Here is a 24,685-nt window from a genome sequence, read left to right on the forward strand (position 1 = left end):
TGGCAACCGGGGAGCGATTCCGTGCTGACACCTGAGGCCGCGGTCGACCGGCTGGAAGTTCTCTATGGCGAGGCGGTCCACGCGCTGACGGCGGCGGTGGACCGCTATCTGCACGACCGCACGGTCCCGACAGCCGAAGAGAAGCGGGCGTTTCGTTATCCGCTGCTGCGGGTGACCTGTCATCAGCTGGGCGGCGCGACCCGCAACCGCCGGGCCTTCGCCAAGTTCCAGCGCCCCGGCGTCTACGAGACGACGATCACCCAGCCCCGGCATTTCCGCGCCTATCTCCTCGAACAGCTCACCCCGCTCGTCGAGGAATATGGCGCCGAGATCGAAGTGGTGCCGGGCGATTGCGACATCCCCTATCCCTATGTGATCGAGCGGGTGGAGGAAATCGCCCGGGCTGGCGTCACAGCGACGGAACTCGGCCTGTATTTTCCGAGGCCGGACCTCACCCTCGTCGGCGACGAGGTGCCGGACGGACAATGGGTCGTCCCGGCCGAGGCGCCCCGGCCGCTCGCCCTGTTCGATGCCGTGCGCATCGACTTCTCGCTGCGCCGGCTGGTGCATTACACCGGCGGCCATTGGCGCCACGTCCAGAAATGGATCCTGCTGACCAATTACCATCGCTATGTCGATGAATTCGTGCGTTGGGGCCTCGCCCGTCTCGCCGAGGACAATGCCTATACCGCCCTCGTGCTGCCCGGCGGCGCGCGGATCGAGCGCGGCATGGCCCGCGAGACGGCGGAGGGGCTGATCGCGTCAAGCCCCTGGCACCGCTTCCAGATGCCCGCCTATCACCTGATCGCGCGGGACGGGCAGGGGGTCACGCTGATCAATATCGGTGTCGGCCCGTCCAACGCCAAGAACATCACCGATCACCTTGCGGCGTTGCGGCCCAATTGCTGGCTCATGGTCGGTCACTGCGCGGGTCTCCGCCAGTCGCAGCAGATCGGCGATTATGTCCTCGCCCATGCTTACCTGCGGCAGGATCGCATCCTTGACGAGTTGCTGCCGCCGGACATTCCCGTTCCCGCCCTCGCCGAGGTGCAGGTCGCGCTGCAGGATGCCGCGGCCATGGTCACCGGCGAGGCGGAGGATGTGCTGAAGGAACGGCTGCGCACGGGCACCGTCGTCACCAATGGCGACCGGAACTGGGAGCTGCGCTACACGCTGGAGAGCCGGCGCATCAATCTCTCCCGCGCTGTCGCCCTCGACATGGAAAGCGGCACCATCGCCGCCAACGGCTACCGGCTGCGCGTGCCCTATGGCACCCTGCTCTGCGTCTCCGACAAGCCGCTGCACGGCGAGATCAAGCTGCCCGGTGCTGCCAATGCCTTCTATGAAAAGGCGGTGGCGCAGCATCTGGTCATCGGTCTGACCGCGCTCGACCTGCTGCGCGAGCGGCAGGACATGCTGCATTCCCGCAAACTGCGCTCCTTCGACGAGCCGCCGTTCCGATGAAGGGTGCGCTCACCATCCTCGTCGACGGCGACGCCTGCCCGGTGAAACCCGAGGTGTTCAAGGTTGCCGAGCGTTACAATGTGCCGGTCGTCGTGGTCGCCAACAGTTTCGTCAACCTGCCGCGCCATCCGCTGTTCAGCCGCATGATCGTCGGCGACGGGTTCGATGCGGCGGACGACTGGATCGCGGAGCAGGCCGATGGTGCCTCCATCGTCGTGACCGCCGACGTGCCGCTGGCCGCCCGCGCGGTAAAGGCGGGGGCTACGGCGATTTCGCCCGCCGGCAAGCCTTTCACCGAGGCGGGCATCGGCCTTGCCCTCGCCACCCGCAACCTGATGACCGAACTCCGGGCGGCGGGGGAGGTGACAAGCGGCCCGCGCGCCTTCTCGGCCCGCGACCGCTCCACTTTCCTGTCCGCCCTCGACGAGGCGGTGAACCGTCTGCGCCGGAAGGGCCTGTGACATGAGCGAGCGACGACTGATCACCTCCGGCTCCCGCTTCGAGGCGGAGATCGGCTATTCCCGCGCCGTGGTGCAGGGCGACTGGGTCTTCGTCTCCGGCACCACGGGCTTCGACTATGCGGCCATGACCATCGTCGACGATGTCGCCGGACAATGCGAACAGGCGCTGCGCAACATCGCCGCGGCGCTTTCGGAGGCGGGTGTCGCGATGGCCGATGTCGTCCGCGTGCACTACTACCTGCCCGATGCCGGCGATTTTCCCGCCTGCTGGCCGGTGCTGCGGCGCTGGCTGGGCGATATCCGGCCGGCCGCGACCATGCTGGTCAGCGGCCTCGCCGATCCCCGCATGAAGATCGAAATCGAAGTGACGGCGCTGAAGCGATGAGTGGACGGGACGAGACGCCCTGGCCCCATGTGACGCTGGTGCTGGGCGGCGCCCGTTCGGGCAAGAGCCGCCATGCCGAGGCCCTGGTGCGCGCGGCCGGCCCCGCGCCCTGGACCTATGTCGCGACGGCCGAGGCCTGGGACGACGAGATGCGCGCGCGCATTGCCCATCACCGGGCGGAGCGGGCGGCAAGCGGTGGCGGGGGCTGGGTCACCGTCGATGCTCCGCTCGATCCCGGGGGCGCCTTGCTGGCGGCCCCGGCGGAATCGCCGGTGCTGGTCGATTGCCTGACCCTGTGGCTGACCAATCTGATGCTGGGCGGGCACGATGTGGATGCGGCGTCGGAGGTGTTTTTCGCCGCGCTTTCGGCGCGACGCGGGCCGGTGGTGCTCGTCGCCAACGAGGTCGGCCTCGGCATCGTGCCGGAAAACGCCCTCGCCCGGGCTTTCCGCGATGCGGCGGGGCGCCTGAACCAGCGGATTGCCGCGCGGGCGGGCCGGGTGCTGTTCATCGTCGCCGGCCTGCCCATCGTGGTGAAGTGATCACGCCCGACCAATTGCGGGGCCGAGCGGCCCTTTCGCATTTGCCATACAAGGTGCGGGCGCGGTAGAAGGTCGGGATAGGCCTACATACGGAACCGCCATGAATTTCCTTCTGCGCGCCCTGACCTGGTGGCACGATTCCACGCTCGGCACGGCCCTGTTCACCTCCCGCAAGGGCGAGCAGGTCGGCAAGGACGAGCAGGGCAATCGCTATTACCGCGAACGCGGCGGCGACCGCCGCTGGGTGATGTATAATGGCGAGATCGAGGCGACCCGCATTCCGCCGGAATGGCACGCCTGGCTGCACGGCCTCAGCGATGCGCCGCCGTCGGAAAAGCCGCTGCCGACCAAGGCCTGGGAAAAGCCGCATCACCCCAATCTGACCGGCACGGCCGCGGCCTACCATCCGCCGGGCAGCCTGGTGTCCGAAGGCCAGCGGGCGCGCGCCGTCGGCGATTACGAACCCTGGACCCCGGCGTGACGCGGTCGCCGCGCTTTCGCCGCAAAGCCGAGGGAAGTTCAGCGTCATGAATTCGAATCTGGTCGAAACCCTGATCGGTGCCATCGTCATTGGCGTGGCGGCGGTATTCCTCGTCTTCGCCTATTCGACCGTCGGCCCGAAGACCGGCGGCGGCTATGCGCTGACGGCGAAATTCGATCGCGTCGACGGGCTGCCCGTCGGTGCCGATGTCCGCATCAGCGGCATCAAGGTCGGCAGCGTCACCGGGCAGGATCTCGATCCCGTCACCTATCGGGCGCTCGTCCGCATCAGCATGTCGTCGACCATCGAGCTGCCGGATGACAGTTCGGCCAAGGTCGCGTCCGAAGGCCTGCTGGGCGGCGCCTATATCGCGATCGAGCCGGGTGGCAGCGACAAGCTGCTCAAGGCCGGTGGCGAGATCAAATATACCCAGAGTTCGGTCGACCTCATGGGACTGATCAGCCGCGCGGTCTTCGGCGGCGCGACCGACAGCCAGGGAACGGCGCCGGCCAGCGGCGGCAACTGAGATCATGAAGGCGGCACATGCTCTGGCCCTGGCCGCGGCTCTGACGCTGGCCGCGCCGGCCCTGGCGCAGACGGCGACCGAGTCACCGGCCGATGCCGCGCCGCCGACCGAAGATGTGCCGACCGATGTCGAGCCCGTGGTGCCGCCGGGCGGCGAATCTCCCTCGGCGCCCGCGCCCGTGGTGGGCGGCGTCGTCACCGGCGTCATTCTGCAGGGGCTGGACAAGGTCTCGGCCCGGACGTCGGTGGTCGAGGTGCCGCTCGATGGCACGGCGACCTTCGGCACCCTGACCATCCGCGCGCGCCAGTGCATCACCGCACCGCCGGACGAAAAGCCCGAGACTTCGGCCTTCCTCGAAATCGCCGACACGCCGCCGGGTCACGACCCGCTGCCCGTCTTCTCGGGCTGGATGTTCGCGTCGAGCCCGGCGCTTTCCGCGCTCGAGCACCCGGTCTATGACGTCTGGGTCACGGCCTGCAAGATGGCGGCCCCCGGCAAGCCCTGAGGCAAGGCGAAGAAATCGCCGGGCGGCGCGTTCAACGCGGCGGCGAGCAACTGCCGGTACTGGTCGCGCGGGATTTCGCGGGCGCCGAAACGCTTCAGATGCTCGGTGACGAACTGCGTATCCAGCAACGTGAAGCCGCCCGCCCGCAACCGCGCGACGAGATGGACGAGGGCGACCTTCGAGGCGTCGGTCTCGCGGCTGAACATGCTTTCGCCAAAGAAGGCGGCGCCCAGCCGAACCCCGTAAAGCCCGCCGACCAGCCGCCCGTCCAGCCGGGCCTCGACCGAATGGGCATGGCCGGCACGGAACAGCTCGGTATAGAGATGGCGGATGCGGTGGCTGATCCAGGTGGTGCGCCGCCCGGCGGCCGAGGCGGCGCAGGCGGCGATCACGGATTCGAAATCCCGGTCGATCGTGACCTCGAAATTCCCGCTTCGGATGACCTTGGCGAGGCTGCGCGGGACATGGAAATGGTCGAGCGGCAGGATGCCCCGCCAGTCGGGGTCGACCCAGAACAGGTCCTGATCGTGAACGTGGTCGGCCATCGGGAAGATCCCGGCGGCATAGGCCCGCAGCAGCACGGTGGGGGTCAGAAGCTCGCTCATGCCTCTACAGCCTAAAGGCCCCCACAGCCTAAAGGAAGTCCGGCCGGACCGGAATGCCGGCCGGAGTCCTGTTGGTCGTCCTGTTGGTCGTCCCGTCAGTCGTCACTGCGCTTGTTGCGTTCGATGAACTGCTCCAGCCAGTGGATGTGGTAGTCGCCATTCATGAAATCGGTATCGCCGATCAGCCGCTGGTGCAGCGGAATCGTCGTCTCGATGCCGCCGATGACATATTCGTCAAGGGCGCGGCGCAGCCGCATCAGGCACTCGTTCCGGCTCTTGCCCTGGACGATCAGCTTGCCGATCAGGCTGTCGTAATAGGGCGGGATGCGGTAGCCGGTATAGGCGCCCGAATCGATGCGCACGCCCGGGCCGCCCGGCGGGTGATATTCGAGAATCTGGCCGGGCGACGGGGTGAAGGTCTCCGGGTTCTCGGCGTTGATGCGGCATTCGATGGAATGGCCGGCGAAGACCACGTCGTCCTGGCTGAACGACAGGGGCGCGCCCGCCGCGATGCGGATCTGTTCGCGCACCAGGTCGATGCCGGTGATCGCCTCGGTGATCGGATGTTCCACCTGCAGGCGGGTGTTCATCTCGATGAAGTAGAATTCCCCGTTCTCGTAGAGGAATTCGACCGTGCCGACGCCGAGGTAGCCGAGCTTGCGCATGGCATCGGCGACGATGTTGCCGATGCGGCTGCGCTCGTCCGCGTTAAGGGCGGGCGAGGGGGCTTCTTCCAGCACCTTCTGGTGGCGGCGCTGCAGGGAACAGTCGCGCTCGCCCAGATGGCAGACATTGCCGAAACTGTCGGCGATGACCTGGATTTCGATGTGGCGCGGCTGGCCGAGGTATTTCTCGATATAGACCGCGTCGTCGCCGAAGGCCGCCTTGGCCTCCGAGCGGGCGGTCGACAGCGCGACCGCGAGGTCGTCGATGCTGCGTGCGACCTTCATGCCGCGGCCGCCGCCACCCGCCGCCGCCTTGATCAGGACGGGAAAGCCGATGTCCTTGGCGATTTCCATCGCCTGGGCTTCATCCGAGACGCCGCCGTCCGAGCCGGGAACGACCGGAATGCCAAGCGACTTGGCGGTCTTCTTGGCGACGATCTTGTCGCCCATGATGCGGATGTGCTCGGGTTTCGGGCCGATGAAGGTGATGCCGTGCTCGCCGACGATCTGGGCGAATTTGGCATTTTCCGACAGGAAGCCGTAACCGGGATGGATGGCGTCGGTGTTGGTGATCTCGGCCGCCGAAATCAGGGCCGGGATGTTCAGGTAACTCTTGTTCGAGGGCGGCGGGCCGATGCACACGCTCTCATCGGCGAGGCGGACGTGCATGGCGTCGGCGTCAGCGGTGGAATGGACCGCCACGGTGGCGATGCCCATTTCCTTGCAGGCGCGGTGAATCCGCAGCGCGATTTCGCCGCGGTTGGCGATCATGACCTTGTCGAACATGGGGCGGCTCCCGTCCTTCACTCGAGGACGACCAGGATCTCGCCATATTCGACCGGCTGACCGTTCTCGACCGCGAGCTTCTGCACGACGCCGTCGCGCGGGGCGGGGATCGGGTTCATGGTCTTCATCGCCTCGACGATCAGCAGGGTCTGGCCCTTGCTGACGCGGTCGCCGGCCTTGACGAAGGTCGGTGCACCCGGCTCGGGCGCCAGATAGGCGGTGCCGACCATGGGCGAGGTGACGGGCGTGCCGGTGATCGCCGGGGCCGGGTTACCGGCGCCCGCGGGGGCGGTGGCGGCCGGGGCGGCGACGGGGGCCGCCGCGAGCGCCGGGGCGGCGACGGCGGCGCTGGTGATCATCGTCACCTGGCGGGCGACGCGGATGGACCGGCCGCTTTCCGTGACCTCGATTTCGGTCAGATCGGCTTCGACCAGAAGCTCTGCGAGTTCGCGGATCAGCGTCTTGTCGAGCGACATCTTGGCAACCAAGGAAATTCTCCGATTTGCAGGGGACAGCCTCGGGCTTGTTCCGGCCCGCCGGTCAATTGCGCGGGGGCGGTTCGAGCGACACCAGGCCCTTGATCGCTTCGAGAGCGAGCAGGTAGCCCTGGACACCCAGCCCGCAGATCACGCCCTTCGCCGCGAGGGCGATATAGGAGTGATGGCGGAAGGCTTCCCGTTTGAAGACATTGGACAGATGGACTTCGATCGTCGGCACTTCGGCCCCGAGCAGGGCATCCATGATCGCGATCGAGGTGTGGGTATAGGCACCCGCGTTGATGACGATGCCGGCGGCGCGGCCTCGCGCACCATGGATGAGGTCGATCAGCTCGCCTTCGTGGTTGCTCTGGTGGAATTCGACATCGAGTCCGAAGCCGGCGCCCCAGGCCTCCACCATCGCCTTGATGCCGGCGAGCGTGTCGTGGCCGTAGATATGCGGCTCGCGCAGACCCAGAAGATTGAGGTTGGGTCCGTTCAGAACGAGAACGATCGGCCGCATTCCGCCCCCGGCTGTTACGCCGGCAAGGGCCGGCTGCGTCATGAATCACCGCTCTTGCGGCAGCCGCACATTACAGTGAGCCGTGTGCGCGTGCAAACGCCCTGCCTCGATCGGACCGCGAACGGGGCTATCCGGCGGTAAGTCAGGCTTTCCGGGCGTGTTCCAGGATTTTCTGCACGATCTGGAAGAGGGCGCCAAAGTCGACCGGCTTCGAAATGTAGTCGTCCATCCCGGCTTCGATATAGCGCTCGCGGTCGCCGCGCATGGCGTGGGCGGTCACGGCGATGATGGGCACCGTGCCATGGGGCGAGGGCAGGGTGCGGATCGCCGCCGTCGCCTGAATGCCGTCCATGACCGGCATTCGCACGTCCATCAGGATGATATCGAAAATCTCGGCCTTCGCCTTGGCCAGGGCTTCGGCGCCATCGTTGGCGATGGACACCCGATGGCCGGCGCTGCCCAATCGGGCCAGCATCAGTTTCTGATTATAGGGATGATCTTCAGCCACCAGGATATTCAATGGCTTATCATTGGAAACTTCGGATACGACATCCGCGTTCCCTGCCTGATCGCGCAGCTTGCGACCGACCTGTTCCTCGTCCTCGACGACATCGAAGGGCAGGGTGATCCAGAACGTGGAGCCACGCCCCGGGGCGCTGACGAGGCCGATATGGCCGCCCATCATTTCGGTCAGCTGCCGGCAGATGGCGAGACCGAGGCCGGAGCCGCCGTAGGTTCGCGCCGTCGCCGCGTCGGCCTGCTCGAACTTCCGGAACAGGCGGGGCTGAACATCCTCGGCGATGCCGATGCCGGAATCCTTGATCTCGAATCGCAGCACGATCTTGTCGCCCATCGCCGCTTCGCGCTTCACGCGGAGGGCGACGAAGCCCGAGGAGGTGAATTTCACCGCGTTGGAGACGAGATTGACCAGGATCTGGCGCAGCCGGTCGGGATCGCCGATCAGGGTCGAGATGCCGCGCAGGTCGTTGGTGACGAAGAACTCGAGGCCCTTGCGGTTGGCCTGGCTTTCCCAGACCGCGGCGATGCCGTCGAGCACCTCGTTGGGATCGAATTTGCGGTCGTAAAGCTCGAAGCGGCCGGCCTCGATCTTGGACAGGTCGAGGATATTGTTGAGCAGGGTGAGCAGGGTCTCGCCCGATTTCAGCACGGCTTCAGCATAATCCCGCTGTTCCGAGGTCAGCGGCGTGTCGAGCAGCAGGCCGGTCATGCCGAGGATGCCGTTCATCGGCGTCCGCAGCTCGTGGCTCATGGTGGCGAGGAAATCGGATTTGGCGCGGTTGGCGGCCTCGGCCTGTTTCGCGCTGCTGACCGCTTCCATGGCCTCGATCCGCTCGGAAATGTCGCGGATGATGCCGACGAATACCTTCTTGCCGGCGGCGATGGCTTCGCCGACCGAAAGCTCCATGGGAAAGGTCGAGCCGTCCTTGCGCTGGCCGACCACTTCGCGGCCGATGCCGATGATCTTGCGCGTGCCGGTGCGATGGTAGTTGGCGATATAGCTGTCGTGCTCGTCCCGGTAGGGCTGGGGCATCAGCATCCGGATATTGCGGCCGATCACCTCGCCCGGGGCATAGCCGAACAGGCGCTGGCAGGCGGTGTTGTAGATCTGGACGAGGCCCTGGGGGTCGATGATGATCACGCCATCGACGGCGGTTTCGATGACCGCGCGCAATGTCGCTTCCGAGGTGCGCAGGTCGTCCTCGTTCTTCTTGCGCTTGGAAATGTCGCGGATGATGCCGACGTAGACCGTACTGCCCTGGGATTCGGCCTCGCCGATCGACAGTTCCATCGGAAATGTCGAGCCGTCCTTGCGTATACCGAGGGTTTCCCGGCTCGATCCGACGATGGTGCCGACATCGGGCGCCAGCGCGCCGCCCGCGTCGGGTTCGGAAATCAGCAGGCGCAGGTTCCGACCTTCGACCTCTTCGTGGGTATAGCCGAACAGGGTCTCGCAGGCCTTGCTGAAAACGCTGATCGCGCCCTGGCCATCAATGATGACGATACCGTCAACCGCTGTGTCGATGACGGCCTTCAGCTGTACGGCGCTGCTTTCCACGGTCCCACCTGCGGTAACTTTGCCAAGGCAGCTTGTCACCTTGGCCTCACCAAAAGGTTAACTAGAGCCTTCCGATCGCCTATATGTGTCGCAGGGAATCGACGGGCACGAGGCGATGATGAACATCACGGTCAACGGCGACAACATGACCTTGCCGGATCAGGCCACGGTCGCGGCCCTGATCGGCCGGCTCGGTCTCGACCGCGGCAAGGTCGCCGTCGAGCGCAATCTCGAAATCGTGCCCCGCTCGACCTTCGACAGCGTGGCCCTCGCCGAGGGCGACCGGATCGAGGTGGTGCATTTCATCGGTGGCGGCGAGGCCGGGGCGGCCGGCGACGATCCCCTGGTGATCGCGGGGCGCAGCTTCAATTCCCGCCTCCTCGTCGGCACCGGCAAATACAAGGATTTCGAGGAAACCCGCGACGCCATCGCCGCCTCCGGCGCGGAAATCGTCACCGTCGCGGTGCGCCGGGTGAATCTCGCGACCCCGGGCGCGCCCATGCTGGTCGATTACCTCGACCCCAAGGTCTACACCTTCCTGCCCAATACCGCCGGCTGCTACACCGCCGAGGATGCCATCCGCACCCTGCGCCTCGCCCGCGAGGCGGGGGGCTGGAACCTCGTGAAGCTCGAGGTTCTCGGCAATGTGAAGACGCTCTATCCCAACATGCCCGAGACCCTGCGTGCCGCCGAGATTCTGGTGAAGGACGGTTTCGAGGTGATGGTCTATTGCGCCGACGACCCCATCGCGGCCAAGCGCCTCGAAGAGATCGGCTGCTGCGCCATCATGCCCCTGGCGGCGCCCATCGGCTCGGGCCTCGGGGTGCAGAATCCGGTGAACATCCGCCTGATCATCGAGGAGGCGAAGGTGCCCGTCCTGGTCGATGCCGGTGTCGGCACCGCGTCGGATGCCGCCGTCGCCATGGAACTGGGCTGCGATGCCGTGCTGATGAACACGGCCATCGCCGAGGCGAAGCACCCGATCCTGATGGCCCGGGCGATGAAGGCCGCCATCGAAGCCGGCCGTCTCGCCTATCGCGCCGGACGGATGCCCCGCAAGCTCTATGCCGACCCGAGTTCGCCGCTCGCCGGGCTGATCTGAACGACGGTCAGCACCCGGTCCACACTGCCTCGCGCTTCTCGATGAAGGCGCCGATGCCTTCCTGGGCGTCGCGCGCCAGCATGTTGCGGGTCATCACCGCCGAGGCATAGGCATAGGCGTCCTCGACCGGCTTTTCCGCCTGGCGGTAGAAGGCTTCCTTGCCGATGGCGAGGGTGAGGGGGGATTTCGAGGCGATGCGGCGGGCCAGCGCCAGTACCGCACCGTCGAGCTCGGCCGCCGGCACCGCCCGGTTGATCAGACCGAAACGCTCGGCCGCGGCGGCGTCGATGGTCTCGCCGGTCAGCAGCATTTCCATCGCCTGCTTGCGCCCGATGTTGCGGGTGAGGGCGACCATGGGGGTGGAGCAGAACAGGCCGATGTTCACGCCTGGCGTCGCGAATCGCACGCCTTCGGCGGCGATGGCGAGGTCGGCGGTGGCGACGATCTGGCAGCCGGCGGCGGTCGCCATGGCGTGGACGCGGGCGATCAGAGGCTGACGGATGGTCTGCATCCGCAGCATCAACTGGCTGCAGCGGGCGAAGACGGCGCCCAGCTTCTCGGCGTCCAGTCCAAGGCCGCGCATTTCCTTCAGGTCGTGGCCGGCGCAGAAGGCGGGGCCTTCGGCCGCGATGACGACGACTTTCACCGAAGGGTCGGCATCGACCGCGTCCAGCGCCTCGATCAGCGCGGCCATCATCGCCATCGACAGGGCATTGCGCGCCGCCGGCCGGTTCAGGGTCAGGGTCGCGATTCCCTCGTTGTCGTCGCGCAAGACCAAAGCTGCGCTCTTAGCCGCGTGCATGGCTGATCCTCCCTCTCGGTTTTGTCCTTGGCGGCTCCCGCCCGTTGGGGCAAGGCTAGACCGGCAGTTTTCCATGGCGGAATTAGACGATGATCGAACTCTATACGTCGAAGACCCCGAATGGCCGCAAGGTCTCGGTCATGCTCGAGGAACTGGGCGTGCCCTATAAGGCGTTCATGATCGACCTCGGCAAGGGCGAACAGTTCGCGCCGGACTTCCTGGCGATGAACCCCAACAACAAGATCCCGGTGATCAAGGACCTCGACAATGGTCAGGTGGTGTTCGAATCGGGCGCCATCCTCATCTATCTGGCCGAAAAATATGGCCGCTTCCTGCCCGCGCCGGGCACGGCCGACCGGGTCGCGGTGCTGGAATGGCTGTTCTTCCAGATGGCGTCCATCGGCCCGATGATGGGCCAGCTGTTCCATTTCCGGAATTATCAGGGCGAGCCGCAGGCCTATCCGATCGAGCGTTTCTCGACCGAGGTGAATCGCATCTTCAAGGTGCTGGAAACCCGGCTGGCCGCGGCGCCCTACCTCGGCGGGGCCGAATATTCCATCGCCGACATGGCGGCCTACCCCTGGGCCAAGCTGGGCGGCTTCCTCGGCGTCGATCTCGACACGCTGCCGGGCGTTTCCGCCTGGCTGGAGCTGGTGGGCGCGCGGCCGGCCGTGCAGCGCGGTATCAATATACCGGAGTAATCGGATCACGGAAAATCAGTCACTTAAGCGGCGGTAACATGATACCGTATTGATAAGTGACTGATTTTGCTTGCACAGAACCTCTTGCAATATGGGGCCGGCTCTGTCTATATGCCGGCCTTCGCCGGGTTCGCCCGACAGCAGAGGTTTCCGAGCAATGAAGACCTATTCCGCAAAGCCCGCGGAAGTGACGAAAAAGTGGGTGGTGATCGACGGCGATGGCCTCGTCGTCGGCCGTCTCGCCTCCATCGTCGCCAACCGCCTGCGTGGCAAGCATCTTGCCACCTTCACGCCCCATGTCGACATGGGCGACAATGTCATCGTGATCAACGCCGAGAAGGTGCAGTTCACGGGCCGCAAGCGCGAGCGCCGTGAATTCTTCTGGCACACCGGCCATCCGGGCGGCATCAAGTCGCGCACCATGGGCCAGATCCTCGACGGCAAGCATCCCGAGCGCGTGCTGATGAAGGCCGTGGAACGCATGGTTCCGCGTGGTCCCCTCGGCCGCCAGCAGATGTCCAATCTGCGCGTCTATGCCGGCCCCACTCATCCGCATCTCGGTTCGCAGCCCGAAGTCCTCGACGTCGCGGCGCTGAACCCGAAGAACAAGAGGTAAGCCATGGCCGATAACCAGGCTCCCCGTACCCTCCAGGATCTGCGCACCCTGACCGGCGGTCAGGCCAGCGCCGCCACCGCCAGCAACACCCCCGACGCCAAGAAGGCCGTCGACGCCAAGGGCCGCACCTATGCGACCGGCAAGCGCAAGGACGCGGTCGCCCGCGTCTGGGTGAAGCGCGGCACCGGCAAGGTCACGATCAACGGTCGTGACATCGGCGTCTATTTCGCTCGCTCCGTCCTGCGCATGCTGCTGAACCAGCCGTTCCAGGTCGCGAACCGCGTCGGTCAGTATGACGTCGACGCCACCGTCTCCGGCGGCGGTCTGTCGGGCCAGGCCGGCGCCGTCCGTCACGGCGTCTCCAAGGCCCTGACCTATCAGGAACCCGAGCTGCGCTCGGTCCTGAAGGCCGGCGGCTTCCTCACCCGCGACAGCCGCGTGGTCGAGCGCAAGAAGTACGGCAAGGCCAAGGCCCGCCGCAGCTTCCAGTTCTCGAAGCGCTGATCGCTTTACATTCGGGATCGCCCGGCTTCGCGCCGGGCCGCCCTTCGGAACCCCGCCGTATCCCGGCGGGGTTTCTTTTTGGTCGGCTGGCGGTTGCTTTTGCGAACGAGGTGGCGTTTTCATTGACACCGTCACGTCCCGACGGTGGTCAAAACGGGCAGAGGAATAGGGAAGACCGCTTGGCCCTTGGCACATTTCGATCGACGGCGTTGATTTTGCTCGTGGTCGTGGCGACGGCTTTCGTGCTGTCTGCACTTTGGCGCGTGCCCTATATCTGCACCGTCACTGCCTTCGCCGCGCTGCCCTTTTTGCGGACTTCTGATCGTATTCGATGAGTTCCTGCCGGGGGGCTGGGGCAATCCGGTCGATGCTGAGCCCGAGCGCAGGCCGACAGGGATTCTGGCCTTTCGTGCGATGGCCTTTTTTCTGCTGCTGGGGGTGGCGCTGTCTCCCGCAGCGAGAACCTTTGGCGATAGTATTTGGCGGGTAGAGTTCGGCGATATCCGCGCAGTTGACGATTGACCGTCAATGCCTCTCCGGCTCGATAGCGGCGAGACTTGATTTAGCCGCGATGGACGGTGAATCAGCGTTCGTCGCGGCGTCTGGCAAAGGCCTGCGCGAGGCCGAGGGCGATGCCCCAGAGCGCGAAGGGCGGCACGGTGCTGAGGGCGTAGATCGTCGTCTGGCCCAGTTCGGGCTGTTCGGCGAACAGATGCTGCATCAGGAACCAGCCCAGGATCACGCCGACGATGCCGGCCCAGAAGGCGATGCGGCGGGGCGTGTCGATGGCATTGTCCTGCATGGCGGCGGTATCTCCTCCGGTGGCTTTTCACCCCCCATAATGGGGAGCGTGACCGGGCCGCATTCTTCACCCATCCTGATCACCGACGCAAGGTTGGACAGAGATTGGCCTTTGCGCGCTGAAAAAATCTAGGGTATACACCCTACATAAAATAAGCACAGGGAGAACATCATGGCTGATGCAGCGGTCGAACAAGAATTCGGTAAAGGCTCCGGCCCCTGGTCCATGCCGATCGAGCAGTTGGACCCCAGCCGTCCGGAGTATTTCCTTGCCAACGAGCATGGCGAATATTTCCGCCGTCTGCGCAAGGAAGACCCCATCCACTTCACCCCGCAGAGCGCATTCGGCGCATTCTGGTCGATCACGAAGTTCGACGACATCGTGAAGGTGGAGACCAATCCCGGCGTCTTCTCCTCCGAACCTTCGATCATCATCGGCGACGCCAGCGACAATTTCGAGCCGCCGATGTTCATCGCCATGGACCCGCCGGTGCATGACGTGCAGCGCCTGGCCGCGTCGCCCGCGGTCGCGCCGCAGCGCCTGTCGGAGCTCGAGGACCTGATCCGCCAGCGCGCGGGTGTCATTCTCGACGGTCTGCCGGTGGGCGAGAGCTTCAACTGGGTCGAGCGGGTGTCGAAGGAATTGACCACCCAGATGCTGGCGACCCTGTTCGACGTGCCGTGGGAAGACCGCTACCTGCTGCCCTACTGGTCGGATATCGCGACCTCGGCCGAAGCCGTCGGCTCGACCTTCGATCAGGCCGAGCGTCAGCGCATCATGTTCGAGTGCCTGGTCTATTTCCAGAAGCTGTGGGTCGAGCGCGCGGCGGCCGAGCCGAAGTTCGATTTCATCTCGCTGATGGCCCATAACCCGCAGACCAAGGACATGATCAGCAATCCGCTGGAAATGGTCGGCAATCTGATGCTGCTCATCGTCGGGGGCAACGACACCACCCGGAATTCGATCTCGGGCGGCGTCTACTTCCTGAACAAGAACCCGGGCGAATACGCCAAGCTGAAGGCGGATCCGTCGCTGATCCCCAACATGGTCTCGGAAATCATCCGCTACCAGACGCCGCTGTCCCACATGCGCCGGACCGCGAAGGAAGACTTCGTGCTGAACGGCAAGCAGATCAAAAAGGGCGACAAGGTCGTCCTGTGGTACTGCTCGGGCAATCGGGACGAAACGGCGATCGACAACCCGGACGCCTTTGTCATCGACCGGGGGCGGGCGCGCCATCACATCTCGTTCGGCTTCGGCATTCACCGCTGCATGGGCAACCGCATGGCGGAAATGCAGCTGCGCGTGCTGTGGGAAGAGATCATGAAGCGCTTCGAGAACATCGAGCTGGTGCAGGAGCCGAAGCGCGTGCTCTCCAACTTCGTCAATGGCTACGAGGAGCTGATGGTCCGCGTGCATCCCCGCGCGGCGTAAGCCGCGAATAGGGACGCCCGCGGCGTTAGCCGCGAGTGAGGAAACCCGCGGCGTAAGCGCCGGGCTGACAAGCGGGCGGAATTCGCCTATGCCTTGGGGATGGACGGAGATCGCCCCCCCAAGGCTCGTAGCCGCAACACCCGCCAGCGCATCGTCGAGACCGCGCTGCGGCTGTTCAACGAGCGCCATTTCGGCAATGTCACCACGGCGGAACTCGCGGCCGAGGTCGGCATTGCCGAAGGCAACCTGTGGTATCACTTCAGGAACAAGCGCGCGCTGCTCGACGAGCTTTCGGCGCTCTATGTCGAGCGGGCGCGGGCGCGCCTCGTGCTGTCGCCGGGGCAGGGCGATATTCTCGATTCTTATGCCGAGATGCTGCAGGCCCTGACCGCCGAGGTACAGGATTTCCGCTTCATCTTTCGCGACCGCGCGGATTTCGGCGAACTGTCGCCGCCGCTTGCCCAGAATCTGGCCTCGATCTATGGCGGCACCTGGCATCAGATGTCGGATTTCTTCAGGGCCTTGCGCGATGCCGGCCATCTCGCCATCGCCGACGAATGGATCGGCGTTCATGTCTCCAACGCCATTCTGATCATCCGCTTCTCGCTCGAGTTCTTCCGCGAGCTGAATGTGCCGGAGCGGGGCGGGGATCAGGCGGCCTGGGGCGTGGTGCAACATCTGGCCGCCCTCGGTGAAATGCTGCGACCTGGCGCGCGCGACCATCTCCTCGACCGGCTCGGCCTTGTCGAGGCGTTCCGGCAGGCCAAGGCCATGCCCTTCGCGCTTCTGCGCACCGCCTGATTTTCCGATATCGCGGCCACTGGCCGCATTTTTCCCACAACAGGGCCACTGGCCGTGGGGCGGACGATCCCCTATCGTGCCGGCCGAAGTGAACATGAGGATCGGGCATGAGCCTTTCCGGTGCCTATCAGCAGCAATCGCAAGCCGCGCTGGCCGCGCCGCTGCCGCCGGCCGTCAACCGTCCGGTCGCGCGCTGGCTGTTCTTCGTCTCCTTCCTGCTGCTGTGCATGGTCGTGCTGGGCGGGGTGACGCGGCTGACGGATTCAGGGCTGTCGATCACCGAATGGAAGCCAGTCACCGGCGCGATCCCGCCGCTGTCCGAAGAAGCGTGGCAGGCGGAATTCACCAAGTACCAGCAGATTCCCCAGTACCAGCAGCTGAACCAGGGCATGAGCCTTCATGAGTTCAAGCAGATCTACTGGTTCGAATGGGCGCACCGGCTGCTCGGCCGGCTGATCGGCTTTGCCTTCTTCGTTCCCTTCCTCTGGTTCCTGTTGCGCGGCAAGCTGGACCGCCCCATGGCCTGGCGCCTTGGCGGCATTCTGGTCCTGGGTGGATCGCAGGGGCTGCTGGGCTGGTTCATGGTGGCGTCGGGCCTGACCGAGCGGGTCTCGGTCTCGCAATACCGGCTGGCGGCCCATCTCTCGCTCGCCTTCATCATCCACGCGGCGGTGTTCTGGACCGCGCTCGACCTCTGGCGCGGGCGCGTCGTCCGCGTCGCCTCGGCCGGCCTGTCGCGGGCGACGGCCGTGGTCATCCTGCTCCTCTTCCTGCAGATCGTGATCGGCGCCTTTGTCGCCGGGCTCGACGCCGGGCTTGCCTACAACACCTGGCCCCTCATGGATGGCGAGATCGCGCCCGCCGGCATGTTCAGCCACACGCCCGCCTGGCTCGACCCGTTCGAGAACACGATCACCATCCAGTTCCTGCACCGCCGTGGCGCGGAACTGGTCGCCCTCGCCATTCTTGGCCTGTTCCTGGCCGTGCGCGCCCGGGTGGCCGATCCCCGGGCGAAGGCGGCGGCCCATGGCCTGTTGGCCATGCTGGTCGTCCAGTTCCTGCTGGGCATCTGGACGCTGATCGAGGTCGTGCCGGTCTCCCTCGGCGCCGTGCATCAGGCCGGGGCCTTCGTGCTCTTCACCCTCGGCCTCAACCTCGCTCACCGTCTGCGGCGGGCGGCGGCGTAACGCTCCAGTACCGGCGCGGTCGGACGCCAGCCCGCCCGTTCGGCCCACAGGGCATGGGCGAGGCGGTGCTGGCCCGATTTCTCGGCGGCGTCGATCAGGGTCTGGGTCAGCAGGTCGCGCTGGGCGTGGCTGCCGCCGATGCGGATCCATTTGTAGCGGCAGGGCAGCAGGTGGCTGACGGCACCCGCATGGTCGCCCTCGGCGTGGGCCAGCACGCCTTCGATCACCGAACGGCCGACATCGCGGGTGATGACCCGGTTGTCGGCATCGTCGTCGCCGGCCTGATAGGCATCGAGCGAGCGGCGCAGGGCGGCGACATCGTCGCCTCGCCCGGCCCGCGCGGCAGCCATGGCGATATGCAGATCGTTGAAGGCCAGCACATGATCGTCGACATGGGTCAGCCACTGGGCGGCGATGGCCTGCCAGCGCGGACCGACGTCGACCCCCGCCAGTTCGAGGCGCCACAAGAGCGCCGAAGCGTCGACGAGGTCGAGCAGGCTGTCGCCCCCGATCTTGGGCGCGACATGGGCATCGTAATCGGCCAGCACTTCGCCACCACGGCCAGCCTCGATCAGATAAAGCGCGAGGTGCCAGCCATTGTGCACCGAAAGCCAGATGCCCTTCGACCAGTCGGGCCTGGTCTCGCGCAGGAAGGCGATGCCCTCGGCCTGACGGCTGGTCATTTCGAGGACATGGGCGACGGCGTGGACCGCCCAGGCATCCTCGGCATTGCGGGCGAGGGCGGCGCGGCCCATGGCCTCGGCCTTGGCGAGATCGCCCGCTTCCTCGAGGCCGAAGGCATATTGCCCGAGGACGAAGCCATAAAGCGGGTCGTCGCGATCCCATTGATCGAGCACGCGGGCGATGGAATCGCGGATGCTGAAGGAGTGGCCGAGGTAGAAATAACTGTCGTGAGCGAAGCGCAGGGCCAGCGCGTCGGTCGGATAGTCGATCAGAATCGCTTCCCAGATGTCGGTCGCCCTGACCATCGCGCCGGCGGCGAAGGCCTGCGCCGCGGCGAGATGGGCGCGCTCGCGGGCATTGGCGGGCAGGGCGGCGGCGGTATCGAGCCGGGCGCGGACGTCCTTGTTGCTGCCCGGCACGCCCCCCAGCACCATCAGCGAGGCAATGGCGGCATGGCCGAGGGCGAAGCCCGGGTCGGCCTCGGTCGCGCTCGCCAGCGTGCCGATGGGGTCGCCGCGCCAGGCGAAATAATCGTGGATCGCCTGATCGAGAAGGGGGGCGATCTCCTCCCCGGCGCTGAGCGCCAGGCCCTGGGCATCGGTCGTCATCGCAGCTACTCGCACAAGAGAGACGCGATCAGCGTTTCAGATCGCGCGCGAGACTGTCAACCGCGACCGAGCAAAAGCGCCGCCCGGAAGGGTCTCCGGGCGGCGCCGCGCCGACGTGCCGCGGCTCAGAGCGCGGCGAGGGCCTGGTCGAGGTCGGCGATGATATCGACCACATTCTCGATGCCGACCGACAGGCGGACGACGTCGTCGCCGGCACCGGCCGCGGCGCGCTGGGCCGGGGTCAGCTGCTTGTGGGTGGTCGAGGCCGGATGGATGATCAGGCTGCGAACGTCGCCGATATTGGCGAGGTGAGAGAACAGCTTCACGTTCTTGACGAGGCCGACACCCGCGTCATAGCCGCCCTTGAGGCCGAAGGTGAAGACGGCGCCCGCGCCCTTGGGCGCGTATTTCTGCTGCAGGCCGTGGTACTTGTCGCCCTCGAGCCCGGCGTAGGACACCCAGGCGACCTTGGCGTGGCCCTGCAGGTGGCGGGCGACGGCGAGGGCATTCGCCGTGTGGCGCTCGATGCGCAGGGCCAGGGTCTCGATCCCGGTCAGGATCAGGAAGGCGTTGAACGGCGCGAGCGACGGCCCGAGATCGCGCAGGCCCAGCACGCGGGCGGCGATGGCGAAGCTGATGTTACCGAAGGTCTTGCCCAGTTCGAGGCCGGCATAGGACGGATTGGGCTTCGAGAGCTGGGTGAACTTGTCGTCCGCCAGCCAGTCGAAATTGCCGCCGTCGACGATCAGGCCGCCGATGGAATTGCCGTGTCCGCCCAGGAACTTGGTCGCCGAATGGACGACGATGTTGGCGCCATGCTCGAAGGGGCGGACCAGATAGGGCGTCGCCAGCGTGTTGTCGACGATGAGCGGCACATGGTGCTTCTTCGCGATGGCGCCGATCGGGTCGAGGTCGGTGACGACACCGCCGGGGTTGGCGATGGATTCCACGAAGATCGCCTTCACGCCGGGCACGAAGGCGCGGTCGAAATTCTGCGGATCATCGGAATCGACCCAGATCACTTCCCAGCCGAAGGACTTGAAGCTGTTGCCGAACTGGTTGATCGAGCCGCCATAGAGCTTCTTCGAGGCGAGGAACTTGTCCCCGGGCGAGAGCAGGGTGTGGAACACCAGGAACTGCGCGGCATGGCCCGAGGCGACGGCGAGGGCGGCGGTGCCGCCTTCAAGGTCGGCGATCCGCGATTCCAGCACCGCGTTGGTCGGGTTCATGATGCGGGTGTAAATATTGCCGAAGGCCTGCAGCCCGAACAGCGACGCCGCATGGTCGACATCGTCGAAGACATAGGACGCGGTCTGGTAGATCGGCGTGACCCGCGCGTTGGTCGCCGGGTCGGGGGCCGCACCGGCGTGGATGGTGCGGGTTTCGAAGGCAGGCTTGTGCTCGCTCATTCCTGGTCTCCATCAAGAATGTCGCCATTTAGGCAACACGCGCATCGGCTGTCCAGTTATTTCCTGTTACAGCCTGTTTATTAGAAAATAATAACAGTGAATTTATGTCTATAAGCCGAGGCGGGGGATCTCGATCTTGGGGCAACGGTCCATGACGACGGTCAGGCCGGCGTGTTCCGCCTTTGCCCGCGCGCTGTTGTCGGCCAGGCCGAGCTGCATCCAGACCGACTTGGCCTTGATCGCGATGGCTTCGTCGACGACACCGGCGAGCGCCGATTCCTCGCGGAAGATGTCGACCATGTCGATGGGCTCCCCGATGTCGGCGAGTCGCGCCACCACGGTCTGCCCGAGGATGGTCTGCCCCGCGAGGCCGGGATTGACCGGAATCACCCGGTATCCGCGGTGCAGCAGATATTCCATCACCTCGTGGGAAGCGCGCGCCGGCTTGGCGCTGGCGCCGACGAGGGCGATCACCCGGGTTTCGGTCAGAAGGCGGCGCAGGGCGGCGTCGTCTCGGGGATAGGCCATGGCGGGTCTCCTTGTGCCGCGGCAGTGGACCCCCGCGCGCGGCGATCGTCAATCGCGGACAAAGGGGGGAGCGCGACATCTGTCCGTCGGGCGGGCGATGGACTACACTGCGCCGCCCGGCCGGAACCGGCGGGGCTGGCGGCCGTTGCTACCAGGGTAATCTTCAGCGGGCGATCATGACGCTTGTCGCAACCACCAGGATCGACCGGGTCGAGGCCATCGCGGTCGAAGGCCGCGCGCCCCGTCTCGCCCGTGACACCATCGCCGGCCACATCGGGGAGCGTCTGGGGCCAGCCCATGCCGCGCTCTTCACCCGCCCGCGCGAGGCCGGTGCCTTCATCGAATGGCACAGCGTCGCCGATGGCGCGCCCGTGCGCTTCGTCGACCTGCCGCCGGAGGCGCGGGCCGAGGTCCAGAGCCGGCTCGGCCGGCTGGTCGGCGAAATTCGCGGCGAGGCGGGGCGACTTGCCGCCTCGGGCGCGGCGGAGGAACGCGAACTCGGCGCGCTGATCGCGGCCGCGCTGGAAATCCCGGGCCTCGACCGCGTCTATCTGGTCGGCGATCAGCCGGTTTTGACCGACTGGGGCAGCATCGCCCTCGATCCCACGGGACGCGGCGTGCCATCGCCGCGCGGCGTCCTGTTCGCTTTCGCGCCGGTCATCCGGCCGATACCGCGTGCCGGCGATACCGCGCCGCTGCCGGGCGCGACGCCCACGGCGGCGGCGGTCCCGGCGGCCGCGGTCGCCCGGGCCGCCCCGTCACGCTGGACCTGGCCCGTGGTCGCCACCCTGCTGGCGCTTCTCGCGCTGGCGCTCGGGGTGATCGCCCTTTTCGCCTGGCAGCGCGGCTGGCTCTCGTCGTTCCTCGACAAGCCGGCGCTCGTCTGCGAGGTGCCGGAAAGCGAAATCGGCCTCGCCGCCGATCTCGAGGGGCTGAAAGCGCGGGAGCAGGATTTGCGACGCGGCCTGTCGGACCTGCAGCGCCAGCTGGCGGAAAAGGCCGCGGCCTGCCGCCCGGCGATCCCGGCCCAGCCTGTTTCCCCGCCCGAGCCGGCGCCTCAGACCCCGCCGCAGCCGACACCAGCCCCGGAGCCTCCGGCGCCCGAGCCGCCGGCGCGCCCGCCAACCCCGACACCCGCGCCCACGCCGCCGCCCACCCCGGCCCAGCCGGCGCCGACAGCACCGCCCCGTGCCGAGGCCCCGCAGGACCGTCAGGTGGCGGAGGACCGCCGCCGGGTCGAGGAGCGAGGCGGGGCCAAGGGCCGTCTGGAGTTCATTCTCGCCTGGGACAATGCGGCGGATCTCGACCTGCATGTCGTCTGCCCGAGTGGACAGATGATCTGGTCGCGCCAGCCGAGCGGCTGCGGCTCCGGCCGGCTCGACATCGACGCCAACGGTTATGCCAACGCGGGCGGGCTGGTGCTGGTGCCCGATCCGGTTGAACACATCACCTTTTCCGGCAATCCGCCGCTCGGCGATTTTCAGATGAAGGTGCGGATTTATCCGGACCCGCAGCGCCCGCGGCCGCCCACCGCCTCTTACCGCCTGACCGTGCTTTACGACGGCAAGGTGATCGCCGAGCGGCGCGGCACCATCGCCTCGCCGCCGCCGGGCAGCCGCAGCAGCGGCCCGACCCTGACCATTCCCGGAATCGGCAGTTTCGGCGGCGGTTCGGAGCCCGTGTTCAACGAGCAGCCGGCCGGCAGCGTGCGGGTGCCGCCGCCGGCCTGAGGCATAGAAGGATCAGCAGCTGCCGGCGCAGGCGCCACGGGCGGCGGCCACCAGCTTCTTCAGCGTGTCGAGATCGACGGCGCCCGGCACCAGCTGGTCGCCGATGATGAAACTGGGCGTGCCGTTGATCGCGAGTTTCCCGGCCAGGGCATGATTGTCGTCGATGTGGCCGGCGATGGCCTGGTCCTGCATGGCCGCCTTCAGTTTATCGGTGTCGATACCGACGCCCTTGGCGATTTCCATGATCTTGTCGTCGCCCAGAGCCCCCTTGGAGGCGATCAGGGCGGCGTGGAATTCCTTGTATTTGCCCTGCGCGACCGAGGCGAGGGCCGCCCGGCTGGCAACGAGGGAATCGGGCCCGAGGATGGGGAATTCCTTGAGGACGACACGCAGCTTGGGGTCGGATTTGATCAACTCGTCGAGGGTGGGCTGGGCCTGTTTGCAGTAGCCGCAGCGGTAGTCGAAAAATTCGACCAGCGTGACGTCACCGTTGGGATTGCCGAGCACCTGATCGCGTCCGTCGCGCAGCAATTTCTCGCGCAGGGCCGCGATCTGGCCTTTGGCCTCGTCCGCCTTGGCCGCGTCTTCACGGGCCTGCATCGCCTGCACCGATTCGATGATCACCTCCGGATGTTCCATCAGGTAGTCCTTCACGATCTGGCGGATTTCCTCCTTGCTGGCATCGTCGAACGAGCCGGCACTGGCGGGCAGCGCGGCGCCCGTCAGCAGGAGGGCGGCCAGACTGGAAGCGAGAAGGCGACGCATGGGGCAGATACTCCGGTTCAACGGCGGTCGCGCCAAAGGCGCAGGGAGAGGTCGCGGATATCGGCGGCGCGCAGGGCGCCCGGCGATCCCGGCGGCAGGTCGGCTTCGGCGCGCTGGGCCTGCTGATAGGCATCCTCCAGCTTGCCGATGAGAAGGAAGCGTTCGGCCGAGGCGAGGGCGGCGAGACCGATCTTGTCCTGCCGCCCATAGGCGATGGCGAGTTGATACCAGGCCATGGAATTGTCCGGGTCGGCCCGCGTCGCGATTTCGAGATCGCGCACGGCATCCGCCGTCTGCTTCGCATCTTCCGTCGCGATCATGGCGCTGGCGAGGCCGACACGGATCAGTGGCTCGTCCGGCGCATATTTCACGGCGAGGCGGTACGGCTCGATGGAGGCCTGGATTTGTCCATTCTCCAGCAGCGCCTGACCCTTCAGCTCAAGCAGATAGGGATCGTTGGGATAGGAGCGCAGCAGGGCGTCGATCTCGGTCAGGAAGGTCGGCATGTCCGGCTTGCGATAGAGCGCGACCACGCGGGCGTAACGGTCGGCGATGCCCGTCGCCGAGGAGGGGATGCGGCGGATGGTGGAATCCGGATTGTCGATGAAGCCGCGCAGCTTGCCCTGCATCCGCGCCAGCATCTCGACATAGACCGGCGATGCCGCGGAATCGACGTAAGGCGACTGGTTCACCCGCGTCTCCAGCGCCGCCATGCGCTCGGGGGTCAGCGGGTGGGTATAGACGTAAGGGTTCTGGTCCGAGCGGATGCGCAACTGGTCGCGGTCGATGATGCTCAGGAATTCGCCCAGCCCGCGCGACGTGACGTGCAGCTTGTCCAGAAAGGTGATGGCGGCCTGATCGGCGGCGGATTCCTGGGTGCGTGAATATTGCAGGAAACTGCGCGTGGCGATCTGGCTGCCGCCCATCATGACGGCCGCGCCCGCCTCACCGCCACCGCCGATGATGGCGATGGCGCCGAGCACGGTCGCGATGATCTGCTGGATCGAGGCATTGCGCAGGGCCTCGGTGCTGCGCACCAGATGGCCGCCCGCCATATGGCCGGTTTCATGGGCGATGACGCCCATCAGCTGCTCCGGTGTCGTCACGGCGATCAGGGTGCCCGTGTTCAGGAACAGGTTCTGGCCACCGGCGACGAAGGCGTTCAGCGTCGAATCCTGGATCAGGATGACCCGCACGGCCGCGTCGTCGAGCCCGGCGGCGCGGAAGATCGGCACGGCCATGGCGCGGATGTCGTGTTCGATCTCGGCGTCGCGGATCAGGTTCAGCGACCGCTGGGCCTGCTGGGCCGAAGCCAGTGGCGCGAGGGCGGAGATCCCGAAGAGGAGGGCGGTGGTCAGACCGGCGATCCGCCTCGCGAGGGAGGCCGGGGCCGCGAAGTGCCGAAGGCGGGCAGGCGACGACAGCAAGTGAGATTCTCCGTTCAGCCCCCAAGCCCGGACTGAACCCTAGCACAATTGAAAAAGGGGCGGCAGGCCTGGTTCGGTCCGCCGCCCCC

The 24,685-nt window shown here is 66.4% G+C and carries 27 protein-coding genes; 15 read left to right on the plus strand and 12 right to left on the minus strand.

The genetic code is table 11. The annotated features are described in order from the left end of the window. Positions 1–21: 21 nt before the first annotated feature. From DKG74_RS01950 to DKG74_RS01980, 7 genes are all read left to right on the plus strand, one after another. Positions 22–1,464 (plus strand): AMP nucleosidase, encoded by a 1,443-nt coding sequence (locus tag DKG74_RS01950; protein WP_423841687.1) that lies wholly within the window; start codon positions 22–24, stop codon positions 1,462–1,464. Further along, the gene (locus DKG74_RS01955) at positions 1,461–1,925 is read left to right on the plus strand and encodes a YaiI/YqxD family protein (RefSeq protein WP_109902038.1); all 465 of its coding nucleotides are present in this window, start codon (positions 1,461–1,463) and stop codon (positions 1,923–1,925) included. The genes DKG74_RS01950 and DKG74_RS01955 overlap by 4 nt, the downstream gene beginning before the upstream one ends. A 1-nt stretch (position 1,926) precedes the next feature. Then, a complete protein-coding gene (locus tag DKG74_RS01960) occupies positions 1,927–2,310 on the plus strand; it encodes a RidA family protein (RefSeq protein WP_109902040.1) in 384 nt (127 codons plus the stop codon). Then, on the plus strand, positions 2,307–2,852 hold the full coding sequence (gene cobU, locus DKG74_RS01965; protein ID WP_109902042.1) for a bifunctional adenosylcobinamide kinase/adenosylcobinamide-phosphate guanylyltransferase: 546 nt from the start codon (positions 2,307–2,309) through the stop codon (positions 2,850–2,852). Before DKG74_RS01960 ends, cobU begins: the two co-directional genes overlap by 4 nt. 100 nt (positions 2,853–2,952) lie before the next feature. Continuing rightward, positions 2,953–3,333 carry an NADH:ubiquinone oxidoreductase subunit NDUFA12 gene (locus DKG74_RS01970; protein ID WP_109902044.1) on the plus strand — a complete coding sequence of 127 codons (381 nt, stop codon included), beginning with the start codon at positions 2,953–2,955 and terminating at the stop codon, positions 3,331–3,333. 46 nt (positions 3,334–3,379) lie between these two features. After that, on the plus strand, positions 3,380–3,859 hold the full coding sequence (gene mlaD, locus DKG74_RS01975; protein ID WP_109902046.1) for an outer membrane lipid asymmetry maintenance protein MlaD: 480 nt from the start codon (positions 3,380–3,382) through the stop codon (positions 3,857–3,859). Between the two features lie 4 nt (positions 3,860–3,863). Next, positions 3,864–4,364, plus strand: a complete 501-nt coding sequence (locus tag DKG74_RS01980) for a DUF2155 domain-containing protein (protein ID WP_109902048.1) — start codon at positions 3,864–3,866, stop codon at positions 4,362–4,364. Here DKG74_RS01980 and aat read toward each other — a convergent pair. The 5 genes from aat to DKG74_RS02005 all read right to left on the minus strand — a co-directional run bounded on the left by aat (position 4,313) and on the right by DKG74_RS02005 (position 9,496). After that, positions 4,313–4,969, minus strand: coding sequence for a leucyl/phenylalanyl-tRNA--protein transferase (aat, locus tag DKG74_RS01985; protein WP_109902050.1), 657 nt, complete (start codon positions 4,967–4,969; stop codon positions 4,313–4,315). The two genes, DKG74_RS01980 and aat, sit on opposite strands and share 52 nt — an antisense overlap. Positions 4,970–5,064: 95 nt before the next feature. Continuing rightward, positions 5,065–6,420: an acetyl-CoA carboxylase biotin carboxylase subunit gene (gene accC / locus DKG74_RS01990; protein ID WP_109902052.1), complete on the minus strand. Its 1,356-nt coding sequence runs from the start codon at positions 6,418–6,420 to the stop codon at positions 5,065–5,067. A 17-nt stretch (positions 6,421–6,437) separates the two neighbouring features. Continuing rightward, positions 6,438–6,908 (minus strand): acetyl-CoA carboxylase biotin carboxyl carrier protein, encoded by a 471-nt coding sequence (gene accB / locus DKG74_RS01995; RefSeq protein WP_423841688.1) that lies wholly within the window; start codon positions 6,906–6,908, stop codon positions 6,438–6,440. Positions 6,909–6,960: 52 nt separating this feature from the next. Next, entirely contained in the window at positions 6,961–7,419 is a 459-nt protein-coding gene (gene aroQ, locus DKG74_RS02000) for a type II 3-dehydroquinate dehydratase (RefSeq protein ID WP_109902056.1), read from the minus strand. Positions 7,420–7,561: 142 nt separating this feature from the next. Continuing rightward, on the minus strand, positions 7,562–9,496 hold the full coding sequence (locus DKG74_RS02005) for a PAS domain-containing hybrid sensor histidine kinase/response regulator (RefSeq protein WP_165837485.1): 1,935 nt from the start codon (positions 9,494–9,496) through the stop codon (positions 7,562–7,564). A gap of 118 nt (positions 9,497–9,614) precedes the next feature. On the opposite strand from DKG74_RS02005, the gene thiS reads away from it, so the two are divergent. Continuing rightward, positions 9,615–10,598: a sulfur carrier protein ThiS gene (gene thiS / locus DKG74_RS02010; protein WP_109902633.1), complete on the plus strand. Its 984-nt coding sequence runs from the start codon at positions 9,615–9,617 to the stop codon at positions 10,596–10,598. A 7-nt stretch (positions 10,599–10,605) separates the two neighbouring features. On the opposite strand, the gene DKG74_RS02015 is transcribed toward thiS, so the two are convergent. Next, positions 10,606–11,400, minus strand: coding sequence for an enoyl-CoA hydratase (locus DKG74_RS02015; protein WP_109902060.1), 795 nt, complete (start codon positions 11,398–11,400; stop codon positions 10,606–10,608). An 89-nt stretch (positions 11,401–11,489) separates the two neighbouring features. Here DKG74_RS02015 and DKG74_RS02020 point away from each other — a divergent pair, with 89 nt between their 5' ends. The 3 genes from DKG74_RS02020 (at position 11,490) to rpsI (ending at position 13,221) form a co-directional block, all read left to right on the plus strand. After that, positions 11,490–12,101, plus strand: a complete 612-nt coding sequence (locus tag DKG74_RS02020; RefSeq protein ID WP_109902062.1) for a glutathione S-transferase N-terminal domain-containing protein — start codon at positions 11,490–11,492, stop codon at positions 12,099–12,101. Positions 12,102–12,258: 157 nt separating this feature from the next. Beyond that, positions 12,259–12,717 (plus strand): 50S ribosomal protein L13, encoded by a 459-nt coding sequence (rplM, locus tag DKG74_RS02025; RefSeq protein WP_109902064.1) that lies wholly within the window; start codon positions 12,259–12,261, stop codon positions 12,715–12,717. A gap of 3 nt (positions 12,718–12,720) precedes the next feature. Then, positions 12,721–13,221, plus strand: coding sequence for a 30S ribosomal protein S9 (rpsI, locus tag DKG74_RS02030; RefSeq protein WP_109902066.1), 501 nt, complete (start codon positions 12,721–12,723; stop codon positions 13,219–13,221). 583 nt (positions 13,222–13,804) lie between these two features. Here rpsI and DKG74_RS02035 read toward each other — a convergent pair. Continuing rightward, positions 13,805–14,023 (minus strand): hypothetical protein, encoded by a 219-nt coding sequence (locus tag DKG74_RS02035; RefSeq protein WP_109902068.1) that lies wholly within the window; start codon positions 14,021–14,023, stop codon positions 13,805–13,807. Between the two features lie 171 nt (positions 14,024–14,194). Here DKG74_RS02035 and DKG74_RS02040 point away from each other — a divergent pair, with 171 nt between their 5' ends. The 3 genes from DKG74_RS02040 to DKG74_RS02050 all read left to right on the plus strand — a co-directional run bounded on the left by DKG74_RS02040 (position 14,195) and on the right by DKG74_RS02050 (position 17,445). Then, a complete protein-coding gene (locus DKG74_RS02040) occupies positions 14,195–15,457 on the plus strand; it encodes a cytochrome P450 (RefSeq protein WP_109902070.1) in 1,263 nt (420 codons plus the stop codon). 99 nt (positions 15,458–15,556) lie between these two features. Continuing rightward, on the plus strand, positions 15,557–16,258 hold the full coding sequence (locus tag DKG74_RS02045; protein WP_109902072.1) for a TetR/AcrR family transcriptional regulator: 702 nt from the start codon (positions 15,557–15,559) through the stop codon (positions 16,256–16,258). Between the two features lie 107 nt (positions 16,259–16,365). Further along, positions 16,366–17,445: a COX15/CtaA family protein gene (locus tag DKG74_RS02050; RefSeq protein ID WP_109902074.1), complete on the plus strand. Its 1,080-nt coding sequence runs from the start codon at positions 16,366–16,368 to the stop codon at positions 17,443–17,445. Here the strand turns inward: DKG74_RS02050 and DKG74_RS02055 are convergent. From DKG74_RS02055 to DKG74_RS22140, 3 genes are all read right to left on the minus strand, one after another. Beyond that, positions 17,418–18,737, minus strand: a complete 1,320-nt coding sequence (locus tag DKG74_RS02055; RefSeq protein WP_109902076.1) for a tetratricopeptide repeat protein — start codon at positions 18,735–18,737, stop codon at positions 17,418–17,420. The two genes, DKG74_RS02050 and DKG74_RS02055, sit on opposite strands and share 28 nt — an antisense overlap. A 125-nt stretch (positions 18,738–18,862) precedes the next feature. After that, positions 18,863–20,146 carry an O-acetylhomoserine aminocarboxypropyltransferase gene (locus tag DKG74_RS02060; RefSeq protein ID WP_109902078.1) on the minus strand — a complete coding sequence of 428 codons (1,284 nt, stop codon included), beginning with the start codon at positions 20,144–20,146 and terminating at the stop codon, positions 18,863–18,865. Positions 20,147–20,254: 108 nt separating this feature from the next. Then, positions 20,255–20,674 (minus strand): CoA-binding protein, encoded by a 420-nt coding sequence (locus tag DKG74_RS22140; protein WP_109902080.1) that lies wholly within the window; start codon positions 20,672–20,674, stop codon positions 20,255–20,257. Between the two features lie 176 nt (positions 20,675–20,850). On the opposite strand from DKG74_RS22140, the gene DKG74_RS21615 reads away from it, so the two are divergent. Beyond that, positions 20,851–22,404 (plus strand): hypothetical protein, encoded by a 1,554-nt coding sequence (locus DKG74_RS21615; RefSeq protein ID WP_165837486.1) that lies wholly within the window; start codon positions 20,851–20,853, stop codon positions 22,402–22,404. A 12-nt stretch (positions 22,405–22,416) separates the two neighbouring features. Here DKG74_RS21615 and DKG74_RS02075 read toward each other — a convergent pair whose 3' ends face one another. Together DKG74_RS02075 and DKG74_RS02080 are read right to left on the minus strand one after the other, a co-directional pair. Beyond that, positions 22,417–23,169: a DsbA family protein gene (locus tag DKG74_RS02075; protein ID WP_109902082.1), complete on the minus strand. Its 753-nt coding sequence runs from the start codon at positions 23,167–23,169 to the stop codon at positions 22,417–22,419. A gap of 17 nt (positions 23,170–23,186) precedes the next feature. Continuing rightward, entirely contained in the window at positions 23,187–24,596 is a 1,410-nt protein-coding gene (locus DKG74_RS02080) for a M48 family metalloprotease (RefSeq protein ID WP_109902084.1), read from the minus strand. Positions 24,597–24,685: the final 89 nt, after the last annotated feature.

This window comes from Zavarzinia aquatilis (assembly GCF_003173035.1).
Lineage (GTDB): Bacteria > Pseudomonadota > Alphaproteobacteria > Zavarziniales > Zavarziniaceae > Zavarzinia > Zavarzinia aquatilis.